This window comes from Roseovarius sp. MMSF_3298 (assembly GCF_030733705.1).
Lineage (GTDB): Bacteria > Pseudomonadota > Alphaproteobacteria > Rhodobacterales > Rhodobacteraceae > Roseovarius > Roseovarius confluentis.
This window is the reverse complement of record NZ_JASHIN010000001.1, coordinates 77,861-103,977: the sequence shown is the minus strand read 5'-3', so window position 1 is coordinate 103,977 and position 26,117 is coordinate 77,861. Positions and strand designations below refer to the sequence as shown.

27 protein-coding genes are annotated in these 26,117 nt (G+C 65.0%); 12 read left to right on the top strand and 15 right to left on the bottom strand.

The genetic code is table 11. From position 1 onward, the window contains the following. Position 1: 1 nt before the first annotated feature. The 7 genes from bamA to pyrH all read right to left on the bottom strand — a co-directional run bounded on the left by bamA (position 2) and on the right by pyrH (position 8,204). The gene (gene bamA, locus RBB18_RS00515; RefSeq protein ID WP_306110460.1) at positions 2 to 2,320 is read right to left on the bottom strand and encodes an outer membrane protein assembly factor BamA; all 2,319 of its coding nucleotides are present in this window, start codon (positions 2,318 to 2,320) and stop codon (positions 2 to 4) included. 404 nt (positions 2,321 to 2,724) lie between these two features. Then, entirely contained in the window at positions 2,725 to 4,086 is a 1,362-nt protein-coding gene (gene rseP, locus RBB18_RS00510; RefSeq protein WP_103761284.1) for an RIP metalloprotease RseP, read from the bottom strand. Positions 4,087 to 4,092: 6 nt separating this feature from the next. After that, positions 4,093 to 5,265 (bottom strand): 1-deoxy-D-xylulose-5-phosphate reductoisomerase, encoded by a 1,173-nt coding sequence (gene dxr / locus RBB18_RS00505; RefSeq protein ID WP_306110459.1) that lies wholly within the window; start codon positions 5,263 to 5,265, stop codon positions 4,093 to 4,095. Then, the gene (locus tag RBB18_RS00500) at positions 5,262 to 6,047 is read right to left on the bottom strand and encodes a phosphatidate cytidylyltransferase (protein WP_274591894.1); all 786 of its coding nucleotides are present in this window, start codon (positions 6,045 to 6,047) and stop codon (positions 5,262 to 5,264) included. Before RBB18_RS00500 ends, dxr begins: the two co-directional genes overlap by 4 nt. Beyond that, positions 6,044 to 6,784: an isoprenyl transferase gene (locus RBB18_RS00495; RefSeq protein ID WP_211286093.1), complete on the bottom strand. Its 741-nt coding sequence runs from the start codon at positions 6,782 to 6,784 to the stop codon at positions 6,044 to 6,046. The genes RBB18_RS00500 and RBB18_RS00495 overlap by 4 nt, the downstream gene beginning before the upstream one ends. Before the next feature lie 2 nt (positions 6,785 to 6,786). Continuing rightward, the gene (gene frr / locus RBB18_RS00490) at positions 6,787 to 7,350 is read right to left on the bottom strand and encodes a ribosome recycling factor (protein ID WP_103761287.1); all 564 of its coding nucleotides are present in this window, start codon (positions 7,348 to 7,350) and stop codon (positions 6,787 to 6,789) included. A 122-nt stretch (positions 7,351 to 7,472) separates the two neighbouring features. After that, positions 7,473 to 8,204 carry a UMP kinase gene (pyrH, locus tag RBB18_RS00485; RefSeq protein WP_103761288.1) on the bottom strand — a complete coding sequence of 244 codons (732 nt, stop codon included), beginning with the start codon at positions 8,202 to 8,204 and terminating at the stop codon, positions 7,473 to 7,475. 176 nt (positions 8,205 to 8,380) lie between these two features. On the opposite strand from pyrH, the gene miaA reads away from it, so the two are divergent. The 4 genes from miaA (at position 8,381) to RBB18_RS00465 (ending at position 12,405) form a co-directional block, all read left to right on the top strand. After that, positions 8,381 to 9,274 carry a tRNA (adenosine(37)-N6)-dimethylallyltransferase MiaA gene (miaA, locus tag RBB18_RS00480; protein WP_103761289.1) on the top strand — a complete coding sequence of 298 codons (894 nt, stop codon included), beginning with the start codon at positions 8,381 to 8,383 and terminating at the stop codon, positions 9,272 to 9,274. 108 nt (positions 9,275 to 9,382) lie between these two features. Further along, positions 9,383 to 10,180, top strand: coding sequence for an AraC family transcriptional regulator (locus tag RBB18_RS00475; RefSeq protein ID WP_306110458.1), 798 nt, complete (start codon positions 9,383 to 9,385; stop codon positions 10,178 to 10,180). A gap of 117 nt (positions 10,181 to 10,297) precedes the next feature. After that, positions 10,298 to 11,965 carry an ABC transporter substrate-binding protein gene (locus tag RBB18_RS00470; RefSeq protein WP_306110457.1) on the top strand — a complete coding sequence of 556 codons (1,668 nt, stop codon included), beginning with the start codon at positions 10,298 to 10,300 and terminating at the stop codon, positions 11,963 to 11,965. Between the two features lie 44 nt (positions 11,966 to 12,009). Continuing rightward, positions 12,010 to 12,405 (top strand): cupin domain-containing protein, encoded by a 396-nt coding sequence (locus tag RBB18_RS00465; RefSeq protein ID WP_103761291.1) that lies wholly within the window; start codon positions 12,010 to 12,012, stop codon positions 12,403 to 12,405. A gap of 15 nt (positions 12,406 to 12,420) precedes the next feature. On the opposite strand, the gene RBB18_RS00460 is transcribed toward RBB18_RS00465, so the two are convergent. After that, a complete protein-coding gene (locus RBB18_RS00460) occupies positions 12,421 to 13,017 on the bottom strand; it encodes a lytic transglycosylase domain-containing protein (protein ID WP_103761292.1) in 597 nt (198 codons plus the stop codon). A gap of 238 nt (positions 13,018 to 13,255) precedes the next feature. Here RBB18_RS00460 and RBB18_RS00455 point away from each other — a divergent pair, with 238 nt between their 5' ends. Continuing rightward, positions 13,256 to 13,756, top strand: coding sequence for a single-stranded DNA-binding protein (locus tag RBB18_RS00455; RefSeq protein ID WP_306110456.1), 501 nt, complete (start codon positions 13,256 to 13,258; stop codon positions 13,754 to 13,756). A 14-nt stretch (positions 13,757 to 13,770) separates the two neighbouring features. Beyond that, positions 13,771 to 14,076, top strand: coding sequence for a hypothetical protein (locus RBB18_RS00450; RefSeq protein WP_306110455.1), 306 nt, complete (start codon positions 13,771 to 13,773; stop codon positions 14,074 to 14,076). A 4-nt stretch (positions 14,077 to 14,080) separates the two neighbouring features. Here RBB18_RS00450 and RBB18_RS00445 read toward each other — a convergent pair whose 3' ends face one another. Continuing rightward, on the bottom strand, positions 14,081 to 14,218 hold the full coding sequence (locus tag RBB18_RS00445) for a hypothetical protein (protein WP_170067091.1): 138 nt from the start codon (positions 14,216 to 14,218) through the stop codon (positions 14,081 to 14,083). Between the two features lie 46 nt (positions 14,219 to 14,264). Between RBB18_RS00445 and RBB18_RS00440 the strand changes: the two genes are divergently transcribed. The 5 genes from RBB18_RS00440 to RBB18_RS00420 all read left to right on the top strand — a co-directional run bounded on the left by RBB18_RS00440 (position 14,265) and on the right by RBB18_RS00420 (position 19,540). Continuing rightward, a complete protein-coding gene (locus tag RBB18_RS00440) occupies positions 14,265 to 15,167 on the top strand; it encodes a GNAT family N-acetyltransferase (protein ID WP_306110454.1) in 903 nt (300 codons plus the stop codon). 70 nt (positions 15,168 to 15,237) lie between these two features. After that, positions 15,238 to 17,058 carry a translational GTPase TypA gene (typA, locus tag RBB18_RS00435; RefSeq protein WP_103761296.1) on the top strand — a complete coding sequence of 607 codons (1,821 nt, stop codon included), beginning with the start codon at positions 15,238 to 15,240 and terminating at the stop codon, positions 17,056 to 17,058. A gap of 3 nt (positions 17,059 to 17,061) precedes the next feature. Next, on the top strand, positions 17,062 to 17,415 hold the full coding sequence (locus RBB18_RS00430; protein ID WP_306110453.1) for a cupin domain-containing protein: 354 nt from the start codon (positions 17,062 to 17,064) through the stop codon (positions 17,413 to 17,415). A gap of 74 nt (positions 17,416 to 17,489) precedes the next feature. Next, entirely contained in the window at positions 17,490 to 18,176 is a 687-nt protein-coding gene (locus RBB18_RS00425; protein WP_306110452.1) for a DUF6639 family protein, read from the top strand. A gap of 86 nt (positions 18,177 to 18,262) precedes the next feature. Continuing rightward, a complete protein-coding gene (locus RBB18_RS00420; protein ID WP_306110451.1) occupies positions 18,263 to 19,540 on the top strand; it encodes a LysM peptidoglycan-binding domain-containing protein in 1,278 nt (425 codons plus the stop codon). Positions 19,541 to 19,548: 8 nt separating this feature from the next. On the opposite strand, the gene RBB18_RS00415 is transcribed toward RBB18_RS00420, so the two are convergent. The 6 genes from RBB18_RS00415 to recA all read right to left on the bottom strand — a co-directional run bounded on the left by RBB18_RS00415 (position 19,549) and on the right by recA (position 25,196). Next, the gene (locus tag RBB18_RS00415) at positions 19,549 to 20,094 is read right to left on the bottom strand and encodes a histidine phosphatase family protein (RefSeq protein WP_306110450.1); all 546 of its coding nucleotides are present in this window, start codon (positions 20,092 to 20,094) and stop codon (positions 19,549 to 19,551) included. 29 nt (positions 20,095 to 20,123) lie between these two features. Next, entirely contained in the window at positions 20,124 to 20,591 is a 468-nt protein-coding gene (locus tag RBB18_RS00410) for an MOSC domain-containing protein (protein ID WP_103761855.1), read from the bottom strand. 23 nt (positions 20,592 to 20,614) lie between these two features. After that, complete coding sequence (locus RBB18_RS00405) at positions 20,615 to 20,902, bottom strand: DUF1330 domain-containing protein (RefSeq protein WP_103761301.1); 288 nt, start codon at positions 20,900 to 20,902, stop codon at positions 20,615 to 20,617. A gap of 11 nt (positions 20,903 to 20,913) precedes the next feature. After that, positions 20,914 to 21,198 (bottom strand): DUF1330 domain-containing protein, encoded by a 285-nt coding sequence (locus tag RBB18_RS00400; protein ID WP_103761302.1) that lies wholly within the window; start codon positions 21,196 to 21,198, stop codon positions 20,914 to 20,916. 24 nt (positions 21,199 to 21,222) lie between these two features. Continuing rightward, complete coding sequence (alaS, locus tag RBB18_RS00395) at positions 21,223 to 23,913, bottom strand: alanine--tRNA ligase (protein ID WP_306110449.1); 2,691 nt, start codon at positions 23,911 to 23,913, stop codon at positions 21,223 to 21,225. Positions 23,914 to 24,116: 203 nt separating this feature from the next. Continuing rightward, the gene (gene recA, locus RBB18_RS00390; RefSeq protein WP_274591908.1) at positions 24,117 to 25,196 is read right to left on the bottom strand and encodes a recombinase RecA; all 1,080 of its coding nucleotides are present in this window, start codon (positions 25,194 to 25,196) and stop codon (positions 24,117 to 24,119) included. A 193-nt stretch (positions 25,197 to 25,389) separates the two neighbouring features. Between recA and RBB18_RS00385 the strand changes: the two genes are divergently transcribed. Beyond that, a complete protein-coding gene (locus tag RBB18_RS00385) occupies positions 25,390 to 26,034 on the top strand; it encodes a gamma-glutamyl kinase (protein WP_103761305.1) in 645 nt (214 codons plus the stop codon). Positions 26,035 to 26,117: the final 83 nt, after the last annotated feature.

The following is a 26,117-nucleotide window of genomic DNA, read 5'->3' as shown; positions in this document are numbered from 1 at the left end:
GTCAGAATTCCGTGCGGACCGTGATATCGAACTCGCGCTCGATGTCGCCCGGCTCTTTCTGAAGCGCCTTGGAGAAGTTCAGCCGCAGCGGTCCGAACGGCGATTCCCAGAACAGGGACAGGCCAACCACGTGGCGCGCATTGAACCCGGTGGATTGCGCCGCGCCGATCGTGTCGACATTCCAGATCGCGCCGACATCGTAGAACGCGCCGCCCGACAGGCCGAATTCCTCGGGCGTGCCCAGCGGAAACTCCACGTCGAACTTGGCCACGGCAAAAAGGTTGCCGCCCAGATGTTCGCCATTCTGGATCGGGCCCATGCCGTTGGAATCGAAGCCGCGCATGACCTGACCGGTATAACGGTCGATGGCGCGGGACCGATCACCGCCCATGAAATCCAGCGCACCCGCCTCGAGAGAGGCACGCAGCGTGATCTCTTCGTTAAAGGCAAGTCTTTGCCCGGCCACGCGCATGGAGTACTTCATGAACTCGAGGTCGCCACCAACCCCGTTATATTCTACGCCCGCATCGAGCAGAACGCCGGCATTGGGGTTCAGTCCCGTGCGCCGCGTGTCGAAGACGACGCGCGCGCCGACGCCGCTGGTGAAAAAATCACCTTGCGCGACTTCCGCGGCCAGCGTGGGTGAGACGCCGACATAGTCGTCCATCTCCTGGTAGCCGGCCTTGTAGTAGAGTGTCAGACGGCTGTTCTCGGCAACCGGGAAGGTCAGGCTGGGCTGAAGCACGCCCTGGACTGTGTCATACAGCGCGTTGTTGCCATCGGTTTCCAGCAGCGAGGTCTGGATCGCGAATTCGACGTCCCGGCCCAGGAAGGCCGGTTCAGCGAAGGCAAGGTTGTAGTTGGCAGTGTCGGCCGAGGCCGAGATCTGCGCCGTCACCCGCTGGCCGCGGCCCAGAAAGTTGCGCTCGGAAAAGCCCAGCGTCAGGCCGAAACCGCCGTCCGAACTATAGCTGCCACCGAAGGACAGCGTGCCGGTGGTGGTTTCCTCGACATCCACGTCGACCACGACCTGGCTGGGGTCCGACCCTTCGCGCGCGTTGACTTCCACGTCCTCGAAGTAGCGCAGCGCGCGGATGCGCTCGGCGGCTTCGCGGATCTGGCGGGGGTTGAAGGGGTCGCCCTCGACGGGTGTGAACTGGCGGCGGATCACCCGATCCAGCGTGGTCGTATTGCCCTCGATGTCGATCCGCTCGACGAAGACGCGTGGACCACGCACCAGCATGAACTCGATATCCAGCGTCAGGTCCCGTTCATTGCGGGTGATGACCGGCTCGACCCGCAGGAAATCGACGCCCCGGCGGATCGCCAGCCGTTCCATCCGCGCGATCGAGTTCTCGACCAGCGTCGGCGAATAGACCACGCCCGAGCGGATCCGCAGCACGTTCTGGTAATCGGCGGCATTGGCCTCGGGAATCTCGCTGGTCGTCGTGATCTGCCCAAAGCGGAATTGCTGCCCTTCCTGCACGTTGAAGGTCACGAAATAGCCGTCACGTTCCTGCGCAAGCTCGGCATTGGTGCCGGTGACACGGAAATCGACATAGCCACGGGACAGGTAGAAATCACGCAGCACCTGCTTGTCGAATTCCAGCCGCTCGGCATTGAACGTGTCGCGCGCGACGATGGCGCGCAGGATACCCGCTTGCTTGCTGTCCACGACGCGGCGCAGGCGGCGGTCGGAATAGGCGCGGTTGCCGACAAAGCTGACGCGGTTCACCTCGATCGCACCGCCTTCGAAGATCTCGAAGACAAGGTCGATACGGTTGTCGCTCCGCCGGATGACCTTGGATTGAATGCGGGCCGATACGCGCCCGTTCTCTTCGTAGGCTTCGGTCAGGATCGCGACGTCGCGCTCAACGCGGGTGGGGCTGAAAACCTGGCGCGGTTCGCTTTCGATAAAGCTTTGCAGGTCGGGGTCCTTGATGCGCCGGTTGCCCTCGAAGGCGATGCGGTTGATCGTCGGGTACTCGATAACCCGGATCACCAGCGTGTTGCCCTGCGGAATGACCAGCACGTCCTCGAAAAGACCGCTGGCGCGAATACGCTGCGCGGCATCGTTCAACTGACCGGCGCTGATCGTCTCGCCACGGGCGATGCCCGCCTGGCTGAGTATCGTACCGCCCTCGATCCTCTGGTTGCCCTCGATGGACACGTTGGTGAAGCGATAGCTTTGCGCCTGCGCCTCGGTGGCGACGGACAAGGCGGCGGCCAGCAGGCCGACCGCGAAAAGCAGCGAAAGAAAACGGTGTGTTGAAAAGAGCCCTGAAAAGCGCTTCGTCCCCAACCCGATCGACAGTTTCATAAGCGATCCCAATCAGCCATCCCAGTGGGCAAAAGCACTACCGTCTCCGTTGGGGGTTGTCAAAACGAGTATGGGAGATTTTTAGAGATTGCGTCCTCTTGGCCGCAGGCCGGGCGCCACGCCTCAGAGCGAACCGACGAAGGCGCCAGCCCAAAGGGCGACGGCGATGGTGGCAAGATAGAGAATCCGGTCCCAGTTGAGGTTCACCAACAGGGTCATCCCGCGATATCCGTTCAGAACATGTTGCATTTGATTCCGGGCTTTCGATTCGTATTCGGTCAGACGCTACCCGCAGTTTTCCGATTTCATTATGACGATAGTCGGGCAGGAATTGTGGTAATTCCATGGCGCCGCGCCCTGCCCCGCGAAGCGCCCCCCCAGGGCGGCGTCGCAAAACAATCCGGTCAGGGACAGAAAATGTCGTTGAACAAGGCGAACAGCATCACCCCCAGAACCAACGTCAGGCCCACCGTCATCATGAGCCGCAGCGCCCGGTCGCTCGGCGGGCGTCCCGCCACGGCCTCGTAGGCGTAGAACACCAGGTGCCCCCCATCCAGTACCGGGATGGGAAACAGGTTCAGCAGGCCAACGGCCGTCGACAGGACCGCGATGAACCAGATGAAGCTGTCCACGCCTTGGCTGGCCATGGCGCCCGACACTTCGGCGATGCCGATGGGGCCGGACATGTTGCAGCTGCTGATCGCGCCCGTGATCATGTGATACAGGCCCGAGATCGAGCCCGAGATGACCGCCCAGGTCTGAGCCAAGGCGCCCGACAGGGATTCGCCGAATCCGCGCGGCCCGGTCTGAAGCTCGTAGGGCAAGCCGCCGACGATACCGATCCGCCAGTTGGTCTCGAACCCGCCGTCTTCCTGCGGCTCGTCCACCCGGCGCGGCGTCAGGTCGAAATCCATCACCTCGCCGTCGCGCCACACGTCCAGAGCCAACGTCGCCCCGTCCGAGCCCTCGACCACGTCCTTGAGCTGATCGAAGGCATAGATATTCCCGCCGTCGAGGCCGACGATCACGTCTTCCTGCTTCAGCCCCGACTCGAAGGCCGCCGAGCGCGGCGACAGCTGTGTGACCAACGGCGGCTGCGGGTGCGGGCCCATCGCCTCGACGATCTCGCCATCGCGGCGCACCTCGTAGGTCAGCAAAGGTTCCTGCGGCAGAGCATCGATGAAGGCGCGGAAGGCGTCCTCGTCGGCTTGGTCCATGTTGATCATCGTGGGGATCTCGCGCCCCTCGATCGCCAGCAATTCGTCGCCCTGCTGAAGCGTGACACCATCGAACGGCAGCGGGCGCAAATCCGATATCACGTAAGGTTCGGTCACCTTGCCCTGGCTCATCATGATGGCGCCGAAGACAAGGATCGACAGGATGAAGTTGAAGACCGGCCCCGCCGCCACGGTCAGCGTCCGCGCCCAGAGCGGCGCGCCCAGCATGGTCTTGCGTTTCATCTCGGGCGGCATTTCGGCGACGCTGCCATCACTGGTGCCGCTGGCGGCATTCGCGTCGCCCATGAACTTGACGTAGCCGCCAAAGGGCAGCGCCGCCAGCTGCCAGCGTGTACCGTGCTTGTCCACCCGGCTGAACAGAACCGGGCCGAAACCCAACGAGAAGACATCCGCCTTGATCCCGCACCAGCGCCCGACGATGTAATGGCCGTATTCGTGGATCGCCACGATGACCGACAGGGCGGCGAAAAAGGCCAGAAGCGTCAGCGCAAGGCCGCCGAACTGCGGGAGAAAGTTTATTCCGTCCAAGGTTTTTTATCCGTCCTGCTCTTTCGCCACGCTGTCGACATACATCCTTGCCAGATGGTCCGCGCGCGCTGTTGTATCAAGGGTCATCGGCCTTTGGGCGATCTTGTCATGCTCGGCAAGCCGCGCCAACACCTCTTCGACGATCGTGTTCATCTGCATGAAGCCGATCTTTCCGGCGATGAAGTGATCCAGCGCCCGTTCCTTGGCACCGTTGAAGACCGCCCCCATAAGGCCACGCGCCTCCATCACCTCGCGCGCCAGGCGCAGCGCCGGAAACCGCTCGGTGTCCGGCGTCACGAAACTCAGCCTGCCGGTGGCGGCAAGGTCCAGCGCGGCGACAGGCAGGTCGAGCCGCTGGGGCCAGTTCAGCGCGTAGCCTATGGCGTGGCGCATGTCGTGCGGACCCATATGGGCCATCACCCCTCCGTCCACGTAATGCACCATCGCGTGCACCAGGGATTCGGGATGGATCAGCACCTCGATCTGGTCAGGCCGCACGCCGAAGAACTCGCGCGTTTCGATCATCTCCATCGCCTTGTTGAACATCGACGCGCTATCGATGGTGATCCGCTGGCCCATGTCCCAGTTGGGATGGGTCGCAGCCTCGGCGGGGGTGGCGTGGATCAGCTGCTCCAGCGGCCAGTCGCGAAACGCGCCGCCGCTGGCGGTGATGATGATGCGCTGCACGGCGGCGGCGTCCTCGCCCACCAGCGCCTGGAAAATGCCGGAATGCTCGCTGTCCACGGGCAGGATGCGACCGCCCGCCCGCCGCGCAGTACCCATCAGAAGCTGACCGGCGGCGACCAGCGATTCCTTGTTGGCCAGCGCCAGTGTTGTGCCTTCCTTCAACGCCGCCAGCCCCGGTGCCAGCCCGGCAAAGCCGACGATGGCCGACATCACCCAATCGGCGGGCCGCGCACCTGCTTCCGTCAGCGCGGTCGCGCCTGCGGCGGCCTCGATATCCGTGCCGCGCAACGCGGCGCGCAGATCCTCCAGCAGGCTGTCATGGGCAGTGACGGCAATCTCGGCATCGCAGGCGATGGCGTCCTGGGCCAGCTGCGCGATATTGCGCCCCCCGGTCAGGGCCACGACGCGAAACTGGTCGCGCTTGCCCTGCACCAGGCTCAGCGTGTTCTGCCCGACCGAGCCGGTCGCGCCCAGAATGCTGATCCGCTTCATCCGCCCGCCCCCGGCATCAGGCCCACGGCCCAGAACAGCAGCGCGGCGGCGCTGCCGCCCAGCATGGCGTCGAACCGGTCAAAGACACCGCCATGCCCGGGAATGAGGCTGGAGCTGTCCTTGATCCCCTTGCGGCGCTTCACGGCGCTTTCGGCGATGTCGCCCATCTGCCCGGCAAAGCCCGCCAGCATCGACATCGGGATCAGTTCCAGCCCCATGCCCAGAGGCCGCAGGAAGAACAGCCCCACGATCCCGGCCAGAAGCCAGCCCGCGATGGTCCCCGACCAGGTTTTTTTGGGGCTGAAGCGCGGCCAGAACTTCGGCCCGCCCAGCATCCGCCCGGCAAAGTACCCCGCCACGTCCGATGCGATCACCACGAGGATCAGCCAGAGAATCCAAAGCGTTTCATGCCCTGCCCGCACCCAGAGCAGCGCGAAACAGGCCAGCAGCACCCAGGCGATCACGACAAATGCCAGCGGCCCGTCCTCGGCGGTCTGGCTGGCCGCCACCAGCGCCAGCCCCAGCATCAGCGGCAGCGCGAAGGTTCCGGGCAGGAAATTCAGCGCCAGCATCACCACCCCCGCGGCGATGCCAAGACCCACGGCCTGCCGGGTGGCGAACATGCGTGCGGTTTCCCACACCATGGCGCCGCAGATGGCACAGACCATCACCACGAAAAACAGCCCGCCCTGGTAGACGCCGAACGCCCCCAGCACCAGCATCAGCACGCCCGACAGCGCCCGGCGGCGCAGGTCGGACCACTTCGCGCCGCCTGCGCTCATGCGGTCACGGCCCCGAAACGCCGGTCACGCCCGCCATAGCCGCGCAGCAGTTCGCCGAAGATGTCGGGCGTGAAATCCGGCCAGAGCGTGTCGATGAACTCGTATTCCGCATAGGCCGACTGCCACAGCAGAAAGTTCGAGATCCGCGCCTCGCCCGAGGTGCGGATCACCAGGTCGGGATCCGGCAGCACACAGGTATCGAGATACTTGGGCAGGGTTTCCTCGTTGACGTCCTCGGGGCTCAAGCGCCCTTCGGCCACGTCGCGGGCCAGGCGTTGGGTGGCACGGCTCACCTCGTCGCGCCCGCCATAGTTCAGCGCGATCGTCAGGTTCGTGCCGGTGCAGGCCTGGGTCATCGCCTCGGCATCGTCCATCAGCTGGCGAAGCTTCGCGTCCAGCCGCGGCCGGTCGCCGATGAAGCGCACGCGCACATTCTCGCGCACGAACTCCTGCATTTCCTTCATTATATAGCGGCGAAACAGGCTCATCAGCCCCGCCACCTCGGTCTGCGTGCGTTTCCAGTTCTCGGTCGAAAAGGCGAAGATCGTGACGTACTCCACCCCGAAGTCGGGACAGGCGGTCACGATCTCCTTCACCCGGCGCGCCCCGGCATGGTGCCCGAACAGGCGCGGCCGCCCGCGCTTTTGCGCCCAGCGGCCATTGCCGTCCATGATGATCGCCACATGGCGCGGACCCCGGCCGGCGGATTTCTCCTGCATGTCGCGCGCCTCAGCCATTTTCAGACCTGCATGATTTCGGCCTGCTTGGCCTCCAGCGCCTCGTCCACGGCCTTGATGTGCTGGTTGGTCAACTCCTGGACTTCCTCTTCCCAGAATTTCTGGTCATCCTCGGACATGCCGTCGGCCTTGGCCTTCTTGATCTGGTCCATCCCGTCGCGGCGCACGTTGCGAATGGCCACGCGCGCGTTCTCGGAGTATTGCGCGGCGACCTTGGTAAGCTCCTTGCGGCGCTCCTCGTTCAGTTCGGGGATGGGCAGCATGATGATGGTGCCGTTCATCTGCGGGTTGATGCCCAGCCCGCTTTCGCGGATGGCCTTTTCCACCTTGTTCACAAGGCCCTTGTCCCAGACATTGACCGTCACCATGCGCGGCTCGGGCACATTGACCGTACCCACCTGGTTGATCGGCGTCATCGCGCCATAGGCGTCCACCATCACCGGCTCCAGCATAGAGGCCGAGGCCCGGCCCGTCCTGAGCGAGGCGAATTCCGTGCGCAGGCTGCTCATCGCGCCCTCCATCCGGCGCTCCAGGTCTTTGGTGTCCAGTTCGAAGTCGTCGCTCATCTTAAATCCCTTGGTTCTGCCGAACGATGGTCTCGCCTCTATACCGGCAAGTCGCGTCGATTGTATAGGCCTCAGTCCCGTATGAAAGCCCCAGGTTTCGTGTGGATTTCGCGCAGAATGTCCTAGCCGCCCACCTTGGTATACGTGCCTGTCCCGTCAAGGATCGACCGGAAGCCGCCGGGCTCATCGAGCGAAAAGACGATGATCGGCAGGCTGTTGTCCCGCGCAAGCGCGATGGCGCTGGCGTCCATCACGCCGAGGTGCTTGGCCAGCACCTCGTCATAGCTGACCTCGTCGAACCGCGTGGCGTCGTCGTGTTTCATCGGGTCCTTGTCATAGACCCCGTCCACCTTCGTGCCCTTGAAAATCGCCTCGCAGGCCATCTCGTTGGCGCGCAGCGTGGCCGCGGTGTCGGTCGTGAAATAGGGGTTGCCAGTTCCGGCGGCGAAAATGCAGACCCGCTTTTTCTCAAGGTGGCGCACGGCGCGGCGGCGGATATAGGGCTCGGCCACCTCGTCCATGCGAATGGCCGTGATCACCCGGCAGAAGACGCCCAGCTTTTCCAGCGCGCTCTGCATCGCCAGCGCGTTCATCACCGTGGCGAGCATTCCCATGTAGTCGGCGGTCGTCCGCTCCATCCCCTGTGCGCTGCCTTGCAACCCACGAAAGATGTTGCCGCCGCCGATCACCATGCAGATCTCGACCCCCATGTCGTGGACCGATTTCACCTCGCGTGCGATCCGCTCCACCGTCGGCGGATTCAGCCCATAAGTCGCATCGCCCATCAGCGCCTCGCCGGAGATTTTCAGCAGGACCCGCTTGAACGTGGTCTCGGGGGTGTCGGCGTCTGGCATGGGGCGGCTCCTTTGGCGTGGTCTTGGAACGGTCCCGGCGCGGGTCCTTTCTTGGCGCGCAAAATGGGCGAAAACGCCCCCGGGTTCAATCGCCAAACCGGCCCGCGCCGGACCCGGAGCGCGAATTTCGGCGCAAGACGCTTAAATCTGGCACGGAAACGTCCTAAACCGGGGCCATGACCGCCCTGCCCGACATTCCCCCCGGCATTCCCCCAGATCGGCCCGTGCTCATCGCCGGACCCACCGCGTCGGGCAAGTCCGCCCTGGCGCTGGCGCTGGCGGAACGCGATGGCGGGCGCATCATCAATGCCGACGCGCTGCAGGTCTTCGCCAACTGGCGCATCCTGACCGCCCGGCCCGCGCCGGACGAGGAAGCCCGCGCGCCCCACGCGCTCTACGGTCATGTGCCGGGCGATGCCGCCTATTCCGTGGGCCATTGGCTGCGGGATTTACAACCCTTGCTGAACGATGGCCCCCGCCCGATCATCATCGGCGGCACCGGGCTCTACTTTTCGGCCCTGACCGAAGGGCTGGCCGAGATTCCCGCCACCCCACCCGGGATCCGGGCCGAGGCCGACGCGCTGCTTGCCGCCAAAGGCCTGACAAGCCTGCTGGACGATCTCGATCCCAAGACCCGGGCGCGCATCGACACCGCCAACCCGATGCGCGTGCAACGCGCGTGGGAGGTGCAGCGCGCCACCGGCAAACCGCTGGCCCAGTGGCAGGACGCCACGCCGCCCCCGCTCCTGCCGCCCGACAGCGCCACCTGCCTGCTGATCGACGCACCCAAGGACTGGCTCACCCCGCGAATCGAACACCGCTTCGATCTGATGCTCGAGGCGGGCGCACTGGACGAGGCGCGCGACAACCTCGCCACATGGTCCGCGTTGCATCAATCGTCCAAGGCCATCGGCGCCCCCGAACTCATCGCCCATCTCAACGGTGAGATGGCGCTCGACGCGGCCCGCAAGGCCGCCATCATCGCCACAAGGCAATATGCCAAGCGCCAACGCAGCTGGTTCCGCGCCCGCATGAAAAACTGGCAAACCCTCGCCGCCGCCACGCTCTGACCGGGATTTGACCTTGTCAGCCCTGTACAGAATCGGACATTCCTGACCTCAATTCGATGCAAACCCTGCGCGATCCGTGCAGAATCACGACAATCGAGGCCCCGGACAGTGACATCCCATCCGCAACTCCAGACGCTCGCGCAGTGGATCGGCCCGGGCGCATGGCGCGCCAGCCTGCCGCACAGCGACCCGCATCACGTGTTCCTGTGGATCACCCGCGGACAAGGGCGCTGCCTGATCGGCGGCCGGCGGCGCGGGCTGGCGGTACATACCGCGCTCGTTCTGCCCGCCGGCGCGCTTTTCGCCCTCGATCCCGGCTCGCAAAGCTTCGGTCTCGCCTGCCGCATCCCGCCCCGGACCGGCATCCTCATGCCGGACGAGCCGGTGCTGCTGCGCGTCCGCGACCCGCGGGCGCAGGCCGACCTGACCACCCTGCTGGAAACCATGCAGCGCGAACAGAACGAGGCCCGCGACTTCATGGACGAGGCGATGACCGCCCATGCCCAGCTTCTGACAGTCTGGCTGCGTCGCGCCATGATGGCCAAGTCCGAGGAAATCGCCGACCCGACCGCGGCGGATCGGCTAGTCGAGGCGTATGCCGCGCTGATCGAGCGCGACTACACCACCGGCACCTCGATGCAGGACCTGGCCCGACACCTTGGCGTGACACCCACGCATCTCAGCCGGGTGTGCAAGTCGACGGCGGGCCTGACGGCCTCGGCCATGCTGACGGGCCGCGTCCTGCATGCCGCCCGCGACATGCTGGAAACCACCGACCGCCCCGCCAACCAGGTCGCGGCCGAGCTGGGCTTCAGCAGCGCCGCCTATTTCTCGCGCTTCATCCATCGCCATACAGGCAAGTCGCCCTCGGACCTGCGCCGCGCCGCGCCGCGCAAAGCGGCCTGATATCGCACTGGTCACAGGTATTTCAGCGCCACCCGGTTGATTTCCGCGCGGCCGGGATGGAAACTGAGACCTGACGCCTCATTTCTATTCACAAAGCTTGTTTCAAGGCCCGCGCCCATGTCCTCTCGCTCCGACGTCCCGCCGCATCCCGCCCTGCCCGCTCTGAACCGCGCGTTGAGGCGTGGCACGATGAACCGGCGCGAGTTTCTGACCCGCGCCTGCGGTCTGGGCCTCTCGGCCCCGCTGGCCCTGTCGATGGCCGGCCTGCCGGCCCCGACACGCGCCCAGGACCCGGCCCAAATCGTTCCCGGCGGCACGCTGCGCATCCAGCAGAACGTGAAGGCGCTCCGCGACCCCCGCACCTATGACTGGAGCGAGATGGCCAACCAGACCCGCGGTTTCCTGGAATACCTCGTGGAATACGGCCGCGACGGCACCGTGCGCGGGATGCTTCTGGAAAACTGGGACGTGAATTCCGACGCGACCGAGTATCGCCTGAACGTGCGCGGCGGCGTGACGTGGAACAACGGCGATCCCTTCACCGCCCGCGACGTGGCCCGCAACCTCGAACGCTGGTGCGACGCCTCGGTCAAGGGCAACTCCATGGCCTCAAGGCTCAAGAGCCTCTGCGATCCCGCCTCGGGCCAGATTCGCGAGGATGCGGTGCGCGTCATTGATGACACCGCCCTTGTCCTCACGCTCGCCACCCCGGACATCGCGCTGATGGCCAACCTGTCCGACTATCCGGCGGCGGTGATGCATGCCAGCTACGACGGCGGCGATCCGTTCGAGCATGGCATCGGCACCGGCCCCTTCCGGCCCGTCGAATTGTCCGTCGGCCGGCGCTGCGTTTTGGAGCGCGACACCGATCACGACTGGTGGGGCACCGACGTTCTGGGCGGGCCTTACCTGGACCGTGTGGAATTCATCGATCTCGGCACCAACCCGTCCGACTGGATCGACGCGGTCGAGGCCGACGAGATCGACCTGCTCTACGAATCCGTCGGCGATTTCATCGAGGTGCTGGACGCCAGCGGCTGGACCCGGACCGAGACCGAAAGCACCGCCACCATCGTCATCCGCGGCAATGCCAAGGCAGAGCTCGACGGCGATTACCCCTATGCCGACGCCACCCTGCGCCGGGCGCTGGCGCTGGCCGTGCGCAACGAGACCTGTCTCGAACTGGGCTATTCCGGGTATGGCACGGTCGCGGCCAACGACCATGTCAGCCCGATCCACCCCGCCCATGCCGATCTTGGCCCGGCGCCTTTCGACGCCGCGCAGGCCCGCGCCGACCTCGAGGAAATCGGCATGTTGGGCTTTGAGCACGAGTTGATCACCGTCGACGACGAATGGCAGCGCAACACCGCCGACGCGGTCACGGCTCAGCTGCGCGACGCCGGTCTGACCGTGCGCCGGACGGTCCAGCCCGGCGCCTCCTTCTGGCAGAACTGGCGCGATTATCCGTTCTCTCTCACCCAGTGGAATCACCGCCCCTTGGGCGTACAAGTGCTCGACCTCGCCTACCGCTCGAATGCCGTGTGGAACGAGACCGGCTTTGCCAACGAAGAATTCGACCGCCTCCTGGACCGGGCCTTGTCGATCACCGACACCGACACGCGGCGACAGACGATGGAAAGGCTGCAATCCATCCTGCGCGAGGAAGGCGTGATCATCCAGCCCTACTGGCGCACGCTCTACAACCACCACAACGGACGGGTCGTGGGGGCGGAAAAGCACCCCTCGAACGAGATCCATCTGCACAAGATCGGCTTTACCGGCTGAATGCGGCGCGGACTGACAGCCGTGACATACCGAAAGGCCACAGCATGAAAATCACCCGCCCCGGCACCAATCCATCATCTCCCGGCCCCGCCGGGTATTTCACCGGCACCGTGCGGCTCGACCCGCTTTTCACAGCCGAGGCCCCGGGCCGCGCCGTTGGCCTTCATGTCACCTTCGAGCCGGGCGCGCGCACCGCGTGGCATACCCATCCCGCCGGCCAGACATTGATCGTCACCTTCGGAAAGGGCCGCGTTCGGCGCGAGGGCGGCCCGGTCGAGGAGATCCGGCAAGGCGACGTGGTGTGGTTTCCGGCGGACGAAAAGCACTGGCACGGCGCATCGCCGGACACGGCCATGAGCCATATCGCCATTCAGGAAAGCATCGACGGAAGCGCCGTCCGCTGGATGGAAAAGGTCTCGGACGAAGATTACGACGGCTGAGACGCGCGCCGCGGCCTACTGCCCGTAAATGATCTTCACGTAGTTGCGGGTTTCCTTGTAAGGCGGAATGCCATTGTATTTCTGCACCGCCTTCGGCCCCGCATTGTACGCCGCCAGCGCCAGCCGCCAGGATTTGAAAGTGCGGTACTGTTCCGCCAGGTACCGCGCCCCGCCGTCCAGGTTCTGGCGCGGGTCGTTGGGATCGACCCCCAGATAGTTCGCCGTGCCAGGCATCAGCTGCGCCAGCCCGATCGCGCCCTTGTGCGAAACGGCCCGCGGGTTCCAGCCCGATTCCTGCTGCACCAGTCGCAGGAACAGGTTTTCCGGAATGCCATGCCGCCGCGCCGAATCCTTGGCGACATTCAGGTATTGGCCCTTGTACTTGCCATTGTACCCAAGCGCCGGCGCGGCCTCGTCCCATTTGCTGGGCGTGTGCACCTTCTGAGGCTGCAGTTTTACGGAGGCGTTGTATTGCTGCTTGGCGCGGGTATCGAGCACCCGCGTCTGCGAACTGAAGATCCGTTTCTTGCCCTTGGTCGAGAGAATATCCGCCGTGGCCGCCATCGGCCAGGCCAGTGACACGCAGGTCACCGCGATTGCCAGCTTACGCATACTGAACACCGTCCCCTTACTGTCCCTTGCCGGTCTGGTCCGTGTCCCGCGTCCCCGGGCAATGGCCTGACCGTCTCGTGCCACACTATACCGAACTCAACTCAAATTGCCATAGTTGGAGGCTACATTCAGCCATGCCGCGCCGTGCTGCGAATTTTCCCGGATTTTAGCCTTTTCTTCATCCCCCCGGGGTGATGTAAGGTGAACGTTAACCAAGAGACAGCAGCAGGAGGGCGCCATGGCCGGTTCCGTCAACAAAGTCATTCTCATCGGCAACCTGGGACGCGACCCCGAGGTGCGCACGTTCCAGAACGGCGGCAAGGTGTGCAACCTGCGCATCGCCACCTCCGAGAACTGGAAGGACCGCAACACCGGCGAACGCCGCGAAAAGACCGAGTGGCACTCCGTCGCGATCTTTCAGGAAGGTCTGGTGCGCATTGCCGAGCAATACCTGCGCAAGGGCTCCAAGGTCTATATCGAGGGCCAATTGCAAACCCGCAAATGGCAGGACCAGTCCGGCCAGGACCGCTATTCGACCGAAGTGGTGCTGCAAGGGTTCAACGGCACGCTTACCATGCTTGACGGCCGCGACGGCGGCGGCGGTGGCGGCGGCGGCTATGGCGGCGGCAGCGGCGGTGGCTATGATCAGGACTACGTCGGCGGATCATCAGGCCCGTCCGACCAGGGCCGCTCGCAACCCTCGCCTTCGCGCGATTACGACGACGAGATCCCGTTCTGATCAGGGCCTGATCGGTGCTGTCTTCCCTGTCACCCGAGGGACAGGCTTTGGTCACCGTCGTCACCTGCCTGGCGGTGGCCTATTTCATGCTCTACCCGGCCCTGCGTCCGCGCCACGTGTCGCGCATGGGTCTGTATGATCTTGGCGTCACCGGCGTGATGTTCTTGGTCAACGGTTGGCTCTTCTGGGGCAGCGGAACCCGCTTTTCGCTCTGGTTGTTCGAGACCAACTGGGCGGTCTTCACCATCGTCATCGCGCTGCTGATCGAAACGCCGCTGTCGCTTTGGTACATGCGCCGCAACAACGTGCGCTGGGATTGACGCGCTACCAGATCAAGTCGATCACGCTCAGCACCACGAAGACCGGCACCGACAGGGCCACCGCCACCAGCCACGCGGCATAGAATGTGGGGCGCACGCTGGGCGCGGTGACACCGCGGACGGGTTTCCTTGCCTTCGCCATAGGCGCCATTAACCATGATTTAGGTTATCATCGCCTTAATGGGGCCATGTCCCATGTCTGGAGTCCTTGCGACACCGCCCCCGATCCGCCTGCTCCCTGTGCGCTACACCAGCACCCGCGCTACGGCGCCGCGATGCAAGCCATCGGGGCCGAGGTCGGGTGGTTGGCTCTGAAAGACGGCGCTGACACGCCGGGCACCGCGCAACTGCTGCGCCGCCGCCTTGGCCCCTTGCGCGTGACATGGCTGCCGCGCGGCCCGGTGCTTGCGCCCCGCACCGATCCGGGGAGCGCCCTGATGCCCCTGCCCGGCCCTTCGATCGTTCAGCCGGACACGCCCGCCATGGACTGCCTCTTTCGGTCCAACGGCTACCGCGCCCTGCTCACGCCGGCCAACGTGGCCGAACTGGACCTCACGCCCGGCCCGAAAGCTCTTTTCGCAGGCCTGCACGGCAAATGGCGCAACCGCCTGCGCGCGGCAAAGGCCGGACAACTGCGCACGCATCACCGCCCGTTCGATCCAGACCGCGACGCCGACCTGCTGATCCTCGACCAGCGCCAGCAACGCGCCCGCGGCTACCGCGCCTTGCCTCCGGGCTTCACCTGCGCTTATGCCGGCACCCATCGCCAAGCCACGCGGCTTTTCACCGCCCATGACCGCGCCGGGATGCTGGCCTACCTGCTGTTCCTTCTGCACGGCGCCACCGCCACCTATCACATCGGCTGGGCCGCTCCCGCCGCCCGCCGAACCCACGCCCATACCCTGCTGATGTGGCAGGCCATCACCGACCTGCACCAGCGTGGCATCACCCGGCTCGACCTCGGTACTGTCGATACCGAGGCCGCCCCCGGCCTCGCCCGCTTCAAGCTGGGCACGGGGGCCACCGCCCGCCCCCTCGGCGCGACACTACTGCAGCTTTTGCCGCATCGCGGCGCGGGCATCGCCGCGTAACACCTTTTTCCCTCTGGCAATCGGCGCGCAAAGCCCTTAGGGCCTGCCTCAAATCACCAAGGATACCCCAATGGACCTGCGTAACATCGCCATCATCGCCCACGTCGACCACGGCAAGACCACCCTCGTGGACGAGCTTCTGAAGCAGTCGGGCGCCTTCCGCGAGAACCAGGCCGTGGCCGAACGCGCGATGGACAGCAACGACCTGGAGCGCGAGCGCGGCATCACCATCCTGGCCAAGGCCACCAGCGTGGAGTGGAAGCAGACCCGCATCAACATCGTCGACACTCCCGGCCACGCCGATTTCGGCGGCGAGGTCGAGCGCATCCTCAGCATGGTCGACGGCGTGGTCCTGCTGGTCGACGCCGCCGAAGGCCCGATGCCGCAAACCAAGTTCGTCACGTCCAAGGCGCTTGCCCTTGGCCTGCGCCCCATCGTGGTGCTCAACAAGGTCGACAAGCCCGATGCCGAGCCCGATCGCGCACTGGACGAATGCTTCGACCTCTTCGCGGCGCTGGATGCAGACGAGGATCAACTGGATTTCCCGCACATGTACGCCTCCGGCCGCTCCGGCTGGGCGGATCACGAGCTGGACGGCCCGCGCAAGGACCTGACCGCGCTATTCGACCTGATCGTCAATCACGTGCCGGCGCCCAAGCAGGTCAAGCGCGCCGATGATGATTTCCGCATGCTGGCCGTCACCCTGGGCGCCGATCCCTTCCTGGGCCGCCTGCTGACGGGGCGCGTCGAATCGGGGCGTCTCAAGGTCGGCGCGACCGTTCAGGCGCTCAGCCGCGTGGGCCAGAAGATCGAACAGTTCCGCGTCGCCAAGATCCAGGCCTTCCGCGGCCTGACACTTCAGGACATCGACGAGGCGACGGCGGGCGATATCGTCAGCCTTGCGGGCATGTCCAAGGCCACCGTGGCCGACACGATCTGCGCGCTGGCGGTGGACGAGCCGCTGTCGGCACAACCCATCGATCCGCCCACAATCTCTGTCACCTTCGGCATCAACGACAGCCCGCTGGCGGGCCGCGACGGCAAGAAGGTGCAATCCCGCGTCATCCGCGAACGCCTGATGAAAGAGGCCGAAACCAACGTCGCCATCAAGGTTACCGACACGCCGGGCGGCGAGGCGTTCGACGTCGCGGGCCGGGGCGAATTGCAGATGGGCGTCCTGATCGAGAACATGCGCCGCGAAGGCTTCGAGCTCAGCATTTCCCGCCCCCGCGTCCTGATGCGCGAAGGCGAGAACGGCGAACAGCTGGAACCGATCGAGGAAGTCACCATCGACGTCGACGACGACCATTCCGGTGCCGTGATCGAGAAACTGACCGGCCCCCGCAAGGGCGAGATGACCGAGATGAAACCCGCCGGCGCCGGCAAGACCCGCATCATCGCGCTGGTCCCGTCGCGCGGCCTCATCGGCTATCACGGCGAGTTCCTGACCGACACGCGCGGCACCGGCGTGCTGAACCGCGTCTTCCACGGCTGGGCGCCGCACAAGGGCCCGATCCCGGGCCGTCGCGCCGGTGTACTCATTTCGATGGAATCGGGCGAGGCCGTGGCCTATGCGCTGTGGAATCTCGAAGAGCGCGGCCGCATGTTCATCGGTCCGCAGGAAAAGATCTACCAGGGCATGATCATCGGCGAGCACAGCCGCGAAAACGACCTGGAAGTGAACCCGCTCAAGGGCAAGAAACTGACCAACGTCCGCGCGTCAGGCACCGACGAGGCCGTGCGCCTGACGCCGCATGTCCAGATGTCGCTGGAAGAGGCCATCGCCTATATCGACGACGACGAACTGGTCGAGGTCACGCCCAACGCCCTGCGCCTGCGCAAGCGCCACCTTGACCCGCACGAGCGCAAGCGCGCCGCCAAAACCGCGTAACGTATGGCCGATACCCCTCGCAAACTGACCCGCGCCGACTGGGCCAAGAGCCCCGATGCTTGGGCGGGTCATTTCGAGGGCAAGAGCCTCGGTACGGACGTCACAGTGCTCTTTGTCGAGATCGAGGAAGCCGGCAAAGGCGCCCGCCTGCATACGCACCCGTATGACGAAGTCTTTATCGTCCGCGAAGGCCGCGCCCGCTATACCATCGGCGATCAAAAGATCGAGGCCGAGGCGGGCGATGTCCTTCTGGCCCCGGCAGAGGTGCCGCACAAATTCGTCAATCTCGGCCCCGGGCGGCTGGTGTCGACGGACATTCATCTCAGCCCCGAATGGATCCAGACCGACCTCGAATAGCGCCGCGCGCGCCGCGGCCCGCGGTCCCTGATCTGCATCAAGACCAGTCGGGCCGTTTGTGCTAAGCTCCCTACATGGTACTGTCGAACCCGAGATCCGCCCTGCTATCTGCGCTGATCTTTCTCACCGGCGCACCGGGCAGTCTTGCCGACAGCTTCGACTGCCCCGGCACCCCCGTGACCGTCGAGGCGGAGTCGTCTGAGGACGCGACCCCAATATGCACCGCCATCACCGATGCCCTGCAGACATTGCGCACCTGCAACGTGCCGCTCACCCATGGCGTCACGGTCATCCAGCGCGACGCGCTGCAACCCGGCTGCATGGGCGTTTATCATTGCGGTGAAGAGGAAATCGAGTTGCTGACCCATGCCGCGATGGAAACCGCCCGCGACCCCGACAACAGCCTCGCCTTCGTCGATACGCAGGCGTATTTCAACAGCATTCTGGCTCACGAGCTTGCTCATGCTGCCTTCGACACGGTGCCCTGCCCCTTCGACAGCTGCCTTGCGACCCATGAATACGTGGCGCACGTGATGCAGGTCCGCTCCCTGCCCGCGGCCGATATCGCCCGGTTCGAGGCCGCGATCGACATGGACACGCCGCTGGGCCGCGACACGATCAACCCGTTCATCTACCTCATGGCGCCGGACGCCTTCCTGGGCCGCGCCTGGGCGCATTTTCGACAGCGCCCCGATCCCTGCGGCTATATCGGCGAGATCATGTCAGGCCGGGTCGTGCTGGACCGCGAACGCTTCGAGTGACACCGGCGCCCAAAACGCATGGAACATCGTCCTTGGGCGTCGTGTTTTTCCTCTAAGGATCAACGCGAACCCCGAAAGGAGGCCCGATGCTCCGCCGTTCCCTGACCCTCACCAGTGCCGCCGCGACCGCCGGTCTCGCCCTGACCGCAAGCGCCGACGCCCAAAGCCGTTGCGGCGATGCCTACCGCCTGCAACCCGGTGACACGCTCTACCGTGTCTCGCAAAGCTGCCGTGTGCCGTTGAGCCTGATCATGGATATTAACCCCGGCCTCGATCCGCGCGACCTGCCGGTGGGCGAATCAATCACGCTTGCCGCGTCAGATACGAATACCGGCGGAAGCAACATGCCCGCGCCCGCCCGGGAGACTTACGAGATACGCGAAGGCGACACCGCCTTCTCCATTGCGCAGACTTTGGGTATTTCCGTCGTGGAATTGCTGAACGAGAACCCCGACCTCGACCCGCTGACCATGGCGGTGGGGGACGCGCTCGACCTTCCCGACGCGTCCGAGCCTTCGGCCTCGGTGCGTGTGCAGCCCTTGGCCGGCCCGCCCGGAAGTGATGTCCGCGTGACCGCAAGCAACCTGCGTCCCGCGGATTACGTGACCATCGGCGTCGGTCGCATGGCCTCGGAATGGCGCGCCGTGGACCAGGCCCAGGTCGCCGCGGACGGCGAGGTTTCCGCGTCTGTCGAACTTCCCGACTGGGCCTCGCCCGGCGACAACCTGATCTTCGTCGTGGATACCGACCGCGGCGTGACGCTCAAATCCCGCGCCTTCGACGTGGTGTCTAAAGACACCAGCGACGGCGGTGGCGACCAGGTCTCGCTCGAAGGCCGCGTCCGGCAGGGCGTCGAATGCGCCACGCTGACCACGCCCGACGGCGACGTATGGTCCCTGACCGGCGAAATGGAATTCACCCCCGGTGAATATGCCGAGGTCCGTGGCACCCGCGCCGAGATGTCGTTCTGCCAACAGGGCGTCGGCACCGTCGCGGTCGAAAGCTACGAAGAGGTCCGCGCGCCGGGCATCCTGCCCGATGATACCGCCAATCTGGACGCCGAGGGCGTGCAGGGCCCGTGGGTGCGCATGGCCGGCAATTGCGCCCGGCCCGACTTTGACATCACCGGCCAGCAGGGCCGTCTGACCATCGAAACCAGCCTCGACGGCGCGCCGCGTACCGGGCGCGTAAAGCTCAATGACAACGGGGCGGCGGCGGTGTTCGACCAGCCCTATCGAGCCTTTCCGATGGAAAACCGGGGCGAAGGCAGGTTGGCCATCATCTCGGGCGACCGGGATGTAACCTTGGGCGGAGTCGACATTTCCGGCGACGACGGCGCGGTGTTCCTGCGCTGCGGCGTGTAAGACATCCCTCAGGGTGCGACCGCGATCCGCCCGACAACCTCAAGCCCGGCGCCGGTACGCCTCGCGACGACGATCTCGCCCGAGGTCGTGCCGGTGCCGGTCAGTTCCGACACGTTCACCTGGTGCGTCACCAGGAGCAGCCGCGCCTCGGCGGGCATGTCCGCGATCCGTGTCATCACCTCTGCCGCCTGACCGTCCGGGTCGCCCTGCCCCGCGAAATGCGAGTTGAGCGCGGGGAACTCCTCGGGCGTTCCCATGTCGAGAAGTTCCGCCGTCGCGGTGCAGCGGCACCACTGGCTGGTCCATACGGCATCGAACCGAACGCCGGCGTCACGCATCGCCGCGCCGATCTGCCGGGCCTGCGCCCGGCCCCGGTCGTCCAGGGTGCGCTGCGTGCTGCAATCCTCCAGATCGAAATTTGCCGGATCGCCCACGCCGGGCGCCAGCGCATGGCGCATCAACGCCACCGTCCCCGGCTCTTTCAGCAGGCTCCAGTCCTGCGCCGCCGCGGCTCCGGGCAGGATCAGCATCAGGATCAGGAAAATCAGTCGCATCGGCACCTCCGCTTGGAACGAAGGAAAGCCTAGGTCGGCCCGTCCCGGGGTCCAGCCCGTGCGACGCTATCGCCCACGCCAATCCGTCCCGGTTCCAACACCCGCGCGCACCAGCCGCCATGCCCACGCATGGCGTTGTAGCCGCCAGCGCCAAGAGCGGCCTCCATCCGGGAGCACGGCGCGCAAGGCGCGGTGATCTCGATCAGGGCCTGACCGATCCGAACCGGATGGTTGCGCAGCGCCGTCAGGTTGATGCCACTCACCACGACGTTGCGCCGCAGAACCTCAGGCGTCACCTCCCCGATCCCGGCCAGCACCGCGATCACGGGCAGATGCTCGGCCTGGATCAGCGTCAGCGCCCGCTTGCCTTTGCGCGCATGATCGCCTTCCAGCCCGGCCTCGCCCAGTTCCGCCGCCTCGACCGCAACCAAGTCGGCCAGCCTTTCCGGGCGCAGCCCGATCCACGCCACGCGGCCCGCCCCCGCGTGCCGCGCCATGATCTCGGCCAGTTGGCCCTGCACTATTCCGAGGTTTCCACGATCACCAGATCACGTTCGGACGCGTTCCGCGCATGGTCCAGCGCCTCTTGGTAGGCGTCCGAGCAATAGCACTCCTCCGCCGCCTCCAGCGTCGGGAATTTCGCCACCACGTTGCGCGCCCGGTCATTGCCCTCAAGCTGCACGTACCGCGCGCCACGGGCGATGAAATGCCCGCCATGCGCCTCGATCGCCGGACCGGCCAGCTTGGCATAGCGGCCATAGGCCTCCTCGTCGGTCACGGTCACATGGGCAATCCACAATGCGGGCATGTCTTGTCTCCTCAAACTCCGTCCACGATGACGATGTCGCGCTCGCTCGACGAGGTCGCGATCGGCAGGATGCGCTGATACGCATCCGAATTGTACCAGTCCAGCGCCGCCTGGTGGTCCGGGAACTCGATGATCACATGCCGGTCCGGGCCGATCCCCTCGACCTGCGTCTGCGTGCCGCCCTTCGCCAGGAACCGCCCACCGAATTCCTCGGCCAGCGCCACGGTCTGGCTGGCATAGGCCTTGTAATCCTCGGGATCGGTCACGTTGATCCGCGCAATCAGGTAGGCCGCCATGTCGTTCCCCCTCTCAAGCGGGCGTCAGCCCTGCAACACCTGTTCCGCCGCCGCGATTGCGGCCTCGGCATTGTCGGTGCTCGCCGCGCCACCCTGCGCCATGTCGGGACGGCCCCCGCCGCCCTTGCCGCCCAGCTCCGCCACGGCGGCCCGGACAAGATCGACCGCCGACAGCGTGTCGGTCAAGTCCTTCGTCACGCCTGCGGCCACGGCGGCCTTGCCATCGGCATCGGCGATCAGCAGCACCGCGCCCGATCCGATCCGTGTCTTCATCTCGTCCATCAGCGGCGGCAGGTCGCGCCCCGACACGCCCGACAGCACTTGGGCAAGGAACTTCACACCGTTCACGTCCTTGGCCTCCGGCCCGGCAGCACCACCGCCACCCATTGCCAGTTCCCGTTTCAGCTGTGTCACCTCGTTGGCCAGCGCCTTGCGCTCGTCCATCAACGCACGCACGCGGTCCAGCACGTCGCCCGGCTGCGCCTTCAGTTCCGAGGCCAGCGCCGCCATGCGGTGATCCTGTTCACTCAGGTACTTGAACGCCTCCGGCCCGGTCAGCGCCTCGATCCGGCGCACGCCGGAACTCGACGCCCCCTCACCCACCATCACGAAAAGGCCGATATCGCCGGTCTGGCGCACATGGGTGCCGCCGCACAGCTCGATCGAATAGGTCTGGCCATCCAGCCCCTTGCCCGAGCCATCCTCGGACCCCATCGAGACCACGCGCACCTCGTCGCCGTATTTTTCGCCGAAAAGCGCCTGCGCCCCGATGGCGCGCGCATCGTCCGGCGTCATGATCCGCGTCTCGACCTTGCCGTTCTGGCGGATATAGGCGTTGACCTCTTCCTCCACCTGCTTGATCTCCTCCAGCGTCATGCCCTTGGCATGGCTGAAGTCAAAGCGCAGCCGATCGGGCGCGTTCAGGCTCCCGCGCTGCGCCACGTGATCGCCAAGCGCCTTGCGCAGCGCCTCGTGCAGCAGGTGCGTGGCCGAGTGGTTGGACCGGATCGCCGTGCGGCGCCCATGATCCACCTCAAGCTTCACCGGGTCGCCCACTTCCAGTTTGCCGGAATCAACCGTTAAGTAGTGTGCGGAAAGTCCGCCGGCGCGCTTCTGCACATCGCTTACGTGCCCAGAAAAACGTGCCTCGCCTTCTTCGCGCCCGCCTTCAAGGCTGCGAACGTAACCGTGGTCGGCGACTTGTCCGCCCGCTTCTGCATAGAACGGCGTTTGGTTGAAGACCACCCACGCCGCACCGCCTTCAGTGTGGAGCGACTGAATCTCCTTGCCTTCCGATACGATCGCCTGCACCACGCCCTCGGTGGTCTCCGTGTCATACCCGAGGAAATCCGTGGCGCTGTGCTTTTCCGCCAGGTCAAACCATACGGTGGCGTCCGCCGCCTCGCCGCTGCCCGACCATGCCGCGCGCGCCTTGGCCTTTTGCTCCTCCATCGCGGAATCGAACCCCGCGACGTCGACCTCACGGCCCTTCTCGCGCAACGCGTCCTGCGTCAGGTCCAGCGGGAAACCGTAGGTGTCATAGAGCTTGAACGCCGCCTCGCCCGGCAGCGCCGCGCCGTCTCCCAGCTTGCCCAACTCGTCGTCCAGCAGGCGCAGACCCCGGTCCAGCGTCTGCTTGAACCGCTTTTCCTCCAGTTCCAGCGTTTCCTCGATCAGCGACTGCGCCCGGCCCAGCTCGGGGAAGGCCTGCCCCATCAGCCCCACGAGGTTCGGCACCAGCCGGTACATCACCGGGTCCTGCGCACCCAGCAGGTGCGCATGCCGCATCGCCCGCCGCATGATCCGGCGCAGCACATAGCCGCGCCCTTCGTTCGACGGCATCACCCCGTCGGCAATCAGGAAGGAGGTCGAGCGCAAATGGTCCGCGATCACCCGGTGATGCACGTTGCCCGGCCCGTCCGGCGCACCATCCGTCACATGCGCGCTCGCCTCGATCAGGCTGCGCATCAGGTCGGTGTCGTAATTGTCGTGCTTGCCCTGCAACAGCGCGCCGATCCGTTCCAGCCCCATGCCGGTGTCGATCGACTGCATGTCCAGATCCACCTGGCTGCCATCCTCGAACCGCTCGTTCTGCATGAAAACGAGGTTCCAGATCTCGATGAACCGGTCGCCATCCTCCTCCGGGCTACCCGGAGGGCCACCCCAGATCTCGGGGCCGTGGTCATAGAAGATCTCGGTGCACGGCCCGCAAGGACCCGTCGCGCCCATCGACCAGAAATTGTCATCCGTCGCGATGCGGATGATCCGGTCATCGCTCAGGCCGGCATGTTTCTTCCAGATCTCCGCCGCCTCGTCATCGGTATGATAGACCGTGACCAGGAGCTTGGACTTGTCGATCCCGAAATCCTTGGTCAGCAGGTCCCAGGCATAAGGGATCGCCTCGCGCTTGAAGTAATCGCCGAAACTGAAATTCCCCAGCATCTCGAAAAACGTATGGTGCCGGGCGGTGTAACCGACATTGTCGAGGTCATTGTGCTTGCCCCCCGCCCGCACGCATTTCTGGCTGGTGGTGGCGCGGGAATAATCGCGTTTCTCGACCCCGGTGAAAAGGTTTTTGAACTGCACCATGCCCGAATTGGTGAACATCAATGTCGGGTCGTTGCGCGGCACAAGCGGGCTGCTCGGCACCACCTCGTGGCCGTTGCGTTCAAAGAAACTGAGGAAGGTCGAGCGGATCTCGTTAAGCGTGGGCATAGGCGTCTGGTCCGAAGGCAAAAGTTGCGTCGAACCCGTGTAACGCCAAGCCATTTGACTGTCCACAGAAGCCGGGCGTTTCCATCGGCGCGCATGGGTCCCCGAAAGAGCAAAGGCCACCCCGTCGGATGGCCTTTGCCCGGATATTCTCCGCCACCCGTCGGTGGCGCAGGCCCTTTCCGGAGTGGGCCATCTCCGTTCCGTCAGTCGTCCAGAACGTCCTCGGCGGCCTCGTCGGCACCACCGGGCATGTCGAAGTCCAGACCGTGCGCGCCGCGGATCTTGTCCTCGATCTCGTAGGCGATCTTCTTGTTTTCCTTCAGGAAGTTCTTGGCATTCTCGCGCCCCTGGCCGATCCGCTCGTCGCCATAGCTGAACCAGCTGCCCGATTTCTCGACCACGCCGGCCGCGACACCCAGGTCCAGCAACTCGCCGCGTTTCGAGATACCCTCGCCATACATGATGTCGAACTCGACCTGCTTGAAGGGCGGCGCGACCTTGTTCTTGACCACCTTCACGCGGGTCTGGTTGCCCACCACCTCGTCGCGGTCCTTGATCGAGCCGATCCGGCGAATGTCCAGCCGCACCGAGCTGTAGAACTTGAGCGCGTTGCCGCCCGTCGTCGTCTCGGGGCTACCGAACATGACCCCGATCTTCATGCGAATCTGGTTGATGAAGATCACCGTGCACTTGCTGCGGCTGATCGAGCCCGTCAGCTTGCGCATGGCCTGGCTCATCAGGCGGGCATGGACGCCCACGCTGCTGTCGCCCATGTCGCCTTCCAGCTCCGATTTCGGCGTCAGCGCCGCGACCGAGTCGACCACAACCATGCTCACGGCACCCGAGCGCACCAGCGTGTCCACGATCTCCAGGCTTTGCTCGCCCGTGTCGGGCTGCGAAATCAACAACTCGTCCAGGTCCACGCCCAGTTTCTTGGCATAGACCGGGTCCAGCGCGTGCTCGGCGTCGACAAAGGCGCAAACGCCGCCCTTTTTCTGTTCCTCGGCGACGCAATGCAGCGTCAGCGTGGTCTTGCCCGAGCTTTCCGGCCCGTAGATTTCCACGATCCGGCCCTTGGGCAGGCCGCCGATGCCAAGCGCGATGTCGAGACCCAGCGAGCCGGTCGAGGTCGATTCGATGTCCTGCGCCGGGTTGTCGGCGCCCAGCTTCATGATCGAGCCCTTGCCGAACTGCCGTTCGATCTGCGCCAGCGCGCTGTCCAGCGCCTTCTGGCGGTCTGCGTTTTTCTTGCTGTCCATGTTCAAAAGATCTGCCGTTGCCATACCTGTCATTTCCCTTATTTCACACGCCAGACGGGGCGTCTATCGCTGTCTGGCGGCTGCTTTCGTTCACCCCTTGTTCCGCCCGTTATGAAGACAAAAGGAGAACATTTCAATCGAAATTGTTCCTTTCCGATGTTCGCAGCGATGGGTTAAAGAGGAGTTACCGAATTCAGGCAAACGGGCAAAATCTTCTATGCTGGTGTTTTCAAACGAAAAGCTCGTTTTCCTGTCGGTACCCAAGACCGGCACCACCGCCTACGAGGCCGCCCTTGCGCCCCGGGCCGCCATCGTCGTGCGCCATCCGCCCGAACTGAAACACGCGCCGGTCTTTCGCTACAATCGGTTCTTCCGCCCCGCTATCGAGAAGTTCATGGGCGAGGGATTCGACGTGCTGGCCGTGATGCGTGAGCCGCTCGACTGGCTGGGGTCGTGGTATCGCTACCGTCAGCGGCCGGGACAGGAACAGGCCTGCAATTCGACCCACGGGATCAGCTTCGACACGTTCGTGACCGAGTACATGAAGGGCAAGCGTGCCACTTACGCGCAAGTCGGCTCGCAGACCAAGTTCCTGGAGCCGCAGAAAAACGGCACCGCGGTCACGCATCTTTTTCGCTACGAAGATCAGGACGGGTTGCGACGGTTCCTGTCAGATCGGCTGCAGGTCGAGATCGATACGCAGCGCATGAACAGTTCGCCGACCATGGCATTGACCCTCGATCCGGAAATCGAGCAGCGCTATCGCCGGAAGTTCGCCGTGGAGTACCAGCTTTATGACGGGATCGCGGAGAACGGTGCCTTCGCGCCCCTCGCCAATGGCGTCCTGCCGCCGCATCACTGAGGTCCCGCGCTGAAATGGGGCGCATTTCCTGAGCCGGAATGGCTTTGAGACTGCGCATTTTCGACAACGGACACAGGTGCGTT

Bases quoted from the DNA above. Each gene is read 5' to 3' on its own strand.
- bamA (WP_306110460.1), bottom strand. From the start codon at position 2,320: ATGAAACTGTCGATCGGGTTGGGGACGAAGCGCTTTTCAGGGCTCTTT.
- dxr (WP_306110459.1), bottom strand. From the start codon at position 5,265: ATGAAGCGGATCAGCATTCTGGGCGCGACCGGCTCGGTCGGGCAGAAC.
- RBB18_RS00500 (WP_274591894.1), bottom strand. From the start codon at position 6,047: ATGAGCGCAGGCGGCGCGAAGTGGTCCGACCTGCGCCGCCGGGCGCTG.
- RBB18_RS00495 (WP_211286093.1), bottom strand. From the start codon at position 6,784: ATGGCTGAGGCGCGCGACATGCAGGAGAAATCCGCCGGCCGGGGTCCG.
- frr (WP_103761287.1), bottom strand. From the start codon at position 7,350: ATGAGCGACGACTTCGAACTGGACACCAAAGACCTGGAGCGCCGGATG.
- pyrH (WP_103761288.1), bottom strand. From the start codon at position 8,204: ATGCCAGACGCCGACACCCCCGAGACCACGTTCAAGCGGGTCCTGCTG.
- miaA (WP_103761289.1), top strand. From the start codon at position 8,381: ATGACCGCCCTGCCCGACATTCCCCCCGGCATTCCCCCAGATCGGCCC.
- RBB18_RS00470 (WP_306110457.1), top strand. From the start codon at position 10,298: ATGTCCTCTCGCTCCGACGTCCCGCCGCATCCCGCCCTGCCCGCTCTG.
- RBB18_RS00465 (WP_103761291.1), top strand. From the start codon at position 12,010: ATGAAAATCACCCGCCCCGGCACCAATCCATCATCTCCCGGCCCCGCC.
- RBB18_RS00460 (WP_103761292.1), bottom strand. From the start codon at position 13,017: ATGCGTAAGCTGGCAATCGCGGTGACCTGCGTGTCACTGGCCTGGCCG.
- RBB18_RS00455 (WP_306110456.1), top strand. From the start codon at position 13,256: ATGGCCGGTTCCGTCAACAAAGTCATTCTCATCGGCAACCTGGGACGC.
- RBB18_RS00445 (WP_170067091.1), bottom strand. From the start codon at position 14,218: ATGGCGAAGGCAAGGAAACCCGTCCGCGGTGTCACCGCGCCCAGCGTG.
- RBB18_RS00440 (WP_306110454.1), top strand. From the start codon at position 14,265: ATGTCCCATGTCTGGAGTCCTTGCGACACCGCCCCCGATCCGCCTGCT.
- typA (WP_103761296.1), top strand. From the start codon at position 15,238: ATGGACCTGCGTAACATCGCCATCATCGCCCACGTCGACCACGGCAAG.
- RBB18_RS00430 (WP_306110453.1), top strand. From the start codon at position 17,062: ATGGCCGATACCCCTCGCAAACTGACCCGCGCCGACTGGGCCAAGAGC.
- RBB18_RS00425 (WP_306110452.1), top strand. From the start codon at position 17,490: ATGGTACTGTCGAACCCGAGATCCGCCCTGCTATCTGCGCTGATCTTT.
- RBB18_RS00420 (WP_306110451.1), top strand. From the start codon at position 18,263: ATGCTCCGCCGTTCCCTGACCCTCACCAGTGCCGCCGCGACCGCCGGT.
- RBB18_RS00415 (WP_306110450.1), bottom strand. From the start codon at position 20,094: ATGCGACTGATTTTCCTGATCCTGATGCTGATCCTGCCCGGAGCCGCG.
- RBB18_RS00410 (WP_103761855.1), bottom strand. From the start codon at position 20,591: ATGGCGCGGCACGCGGGGGCGGGCCGCGTGGCGTGGATCGGGCTGCGC.
- RBB18_RS00405 (WP_103761301.1), bottom strand. From the start codon at position 20,902: ATGCCCGCATTGTGGATTGCCCATGTGACCGTGACCGACGAGGAGGCC.
- RBB18_RS00400 (WP_103761302.1), bottom strand. From the start codon at position 21,198: ATGGCGGCCTACCTGATTGCGCGGATCAACGTGACCGATCCCGAGGAT.
- alaS (WP_306110449.1), bottom strand. From the start codon at position 23,913: ATGCCCACGCTTAACGAGATCCGCTCGACCTTCCTCAGTTTCTTTGAA.
- recA (WP_274591908.1), bottom strand. From the start codon at position 25,196: ATGGCAACGGCAGATCTTTTGAACATGGACAGCAAGAAAAACGCAGAC.
- RBB18_RS00385 (WP_103761305.1), top strand. From the start codon at position 25,390: ATGCTGGTGTTTTCAAACGAAAAGCTCGTTTTCCTGTCGGTACCCAAG.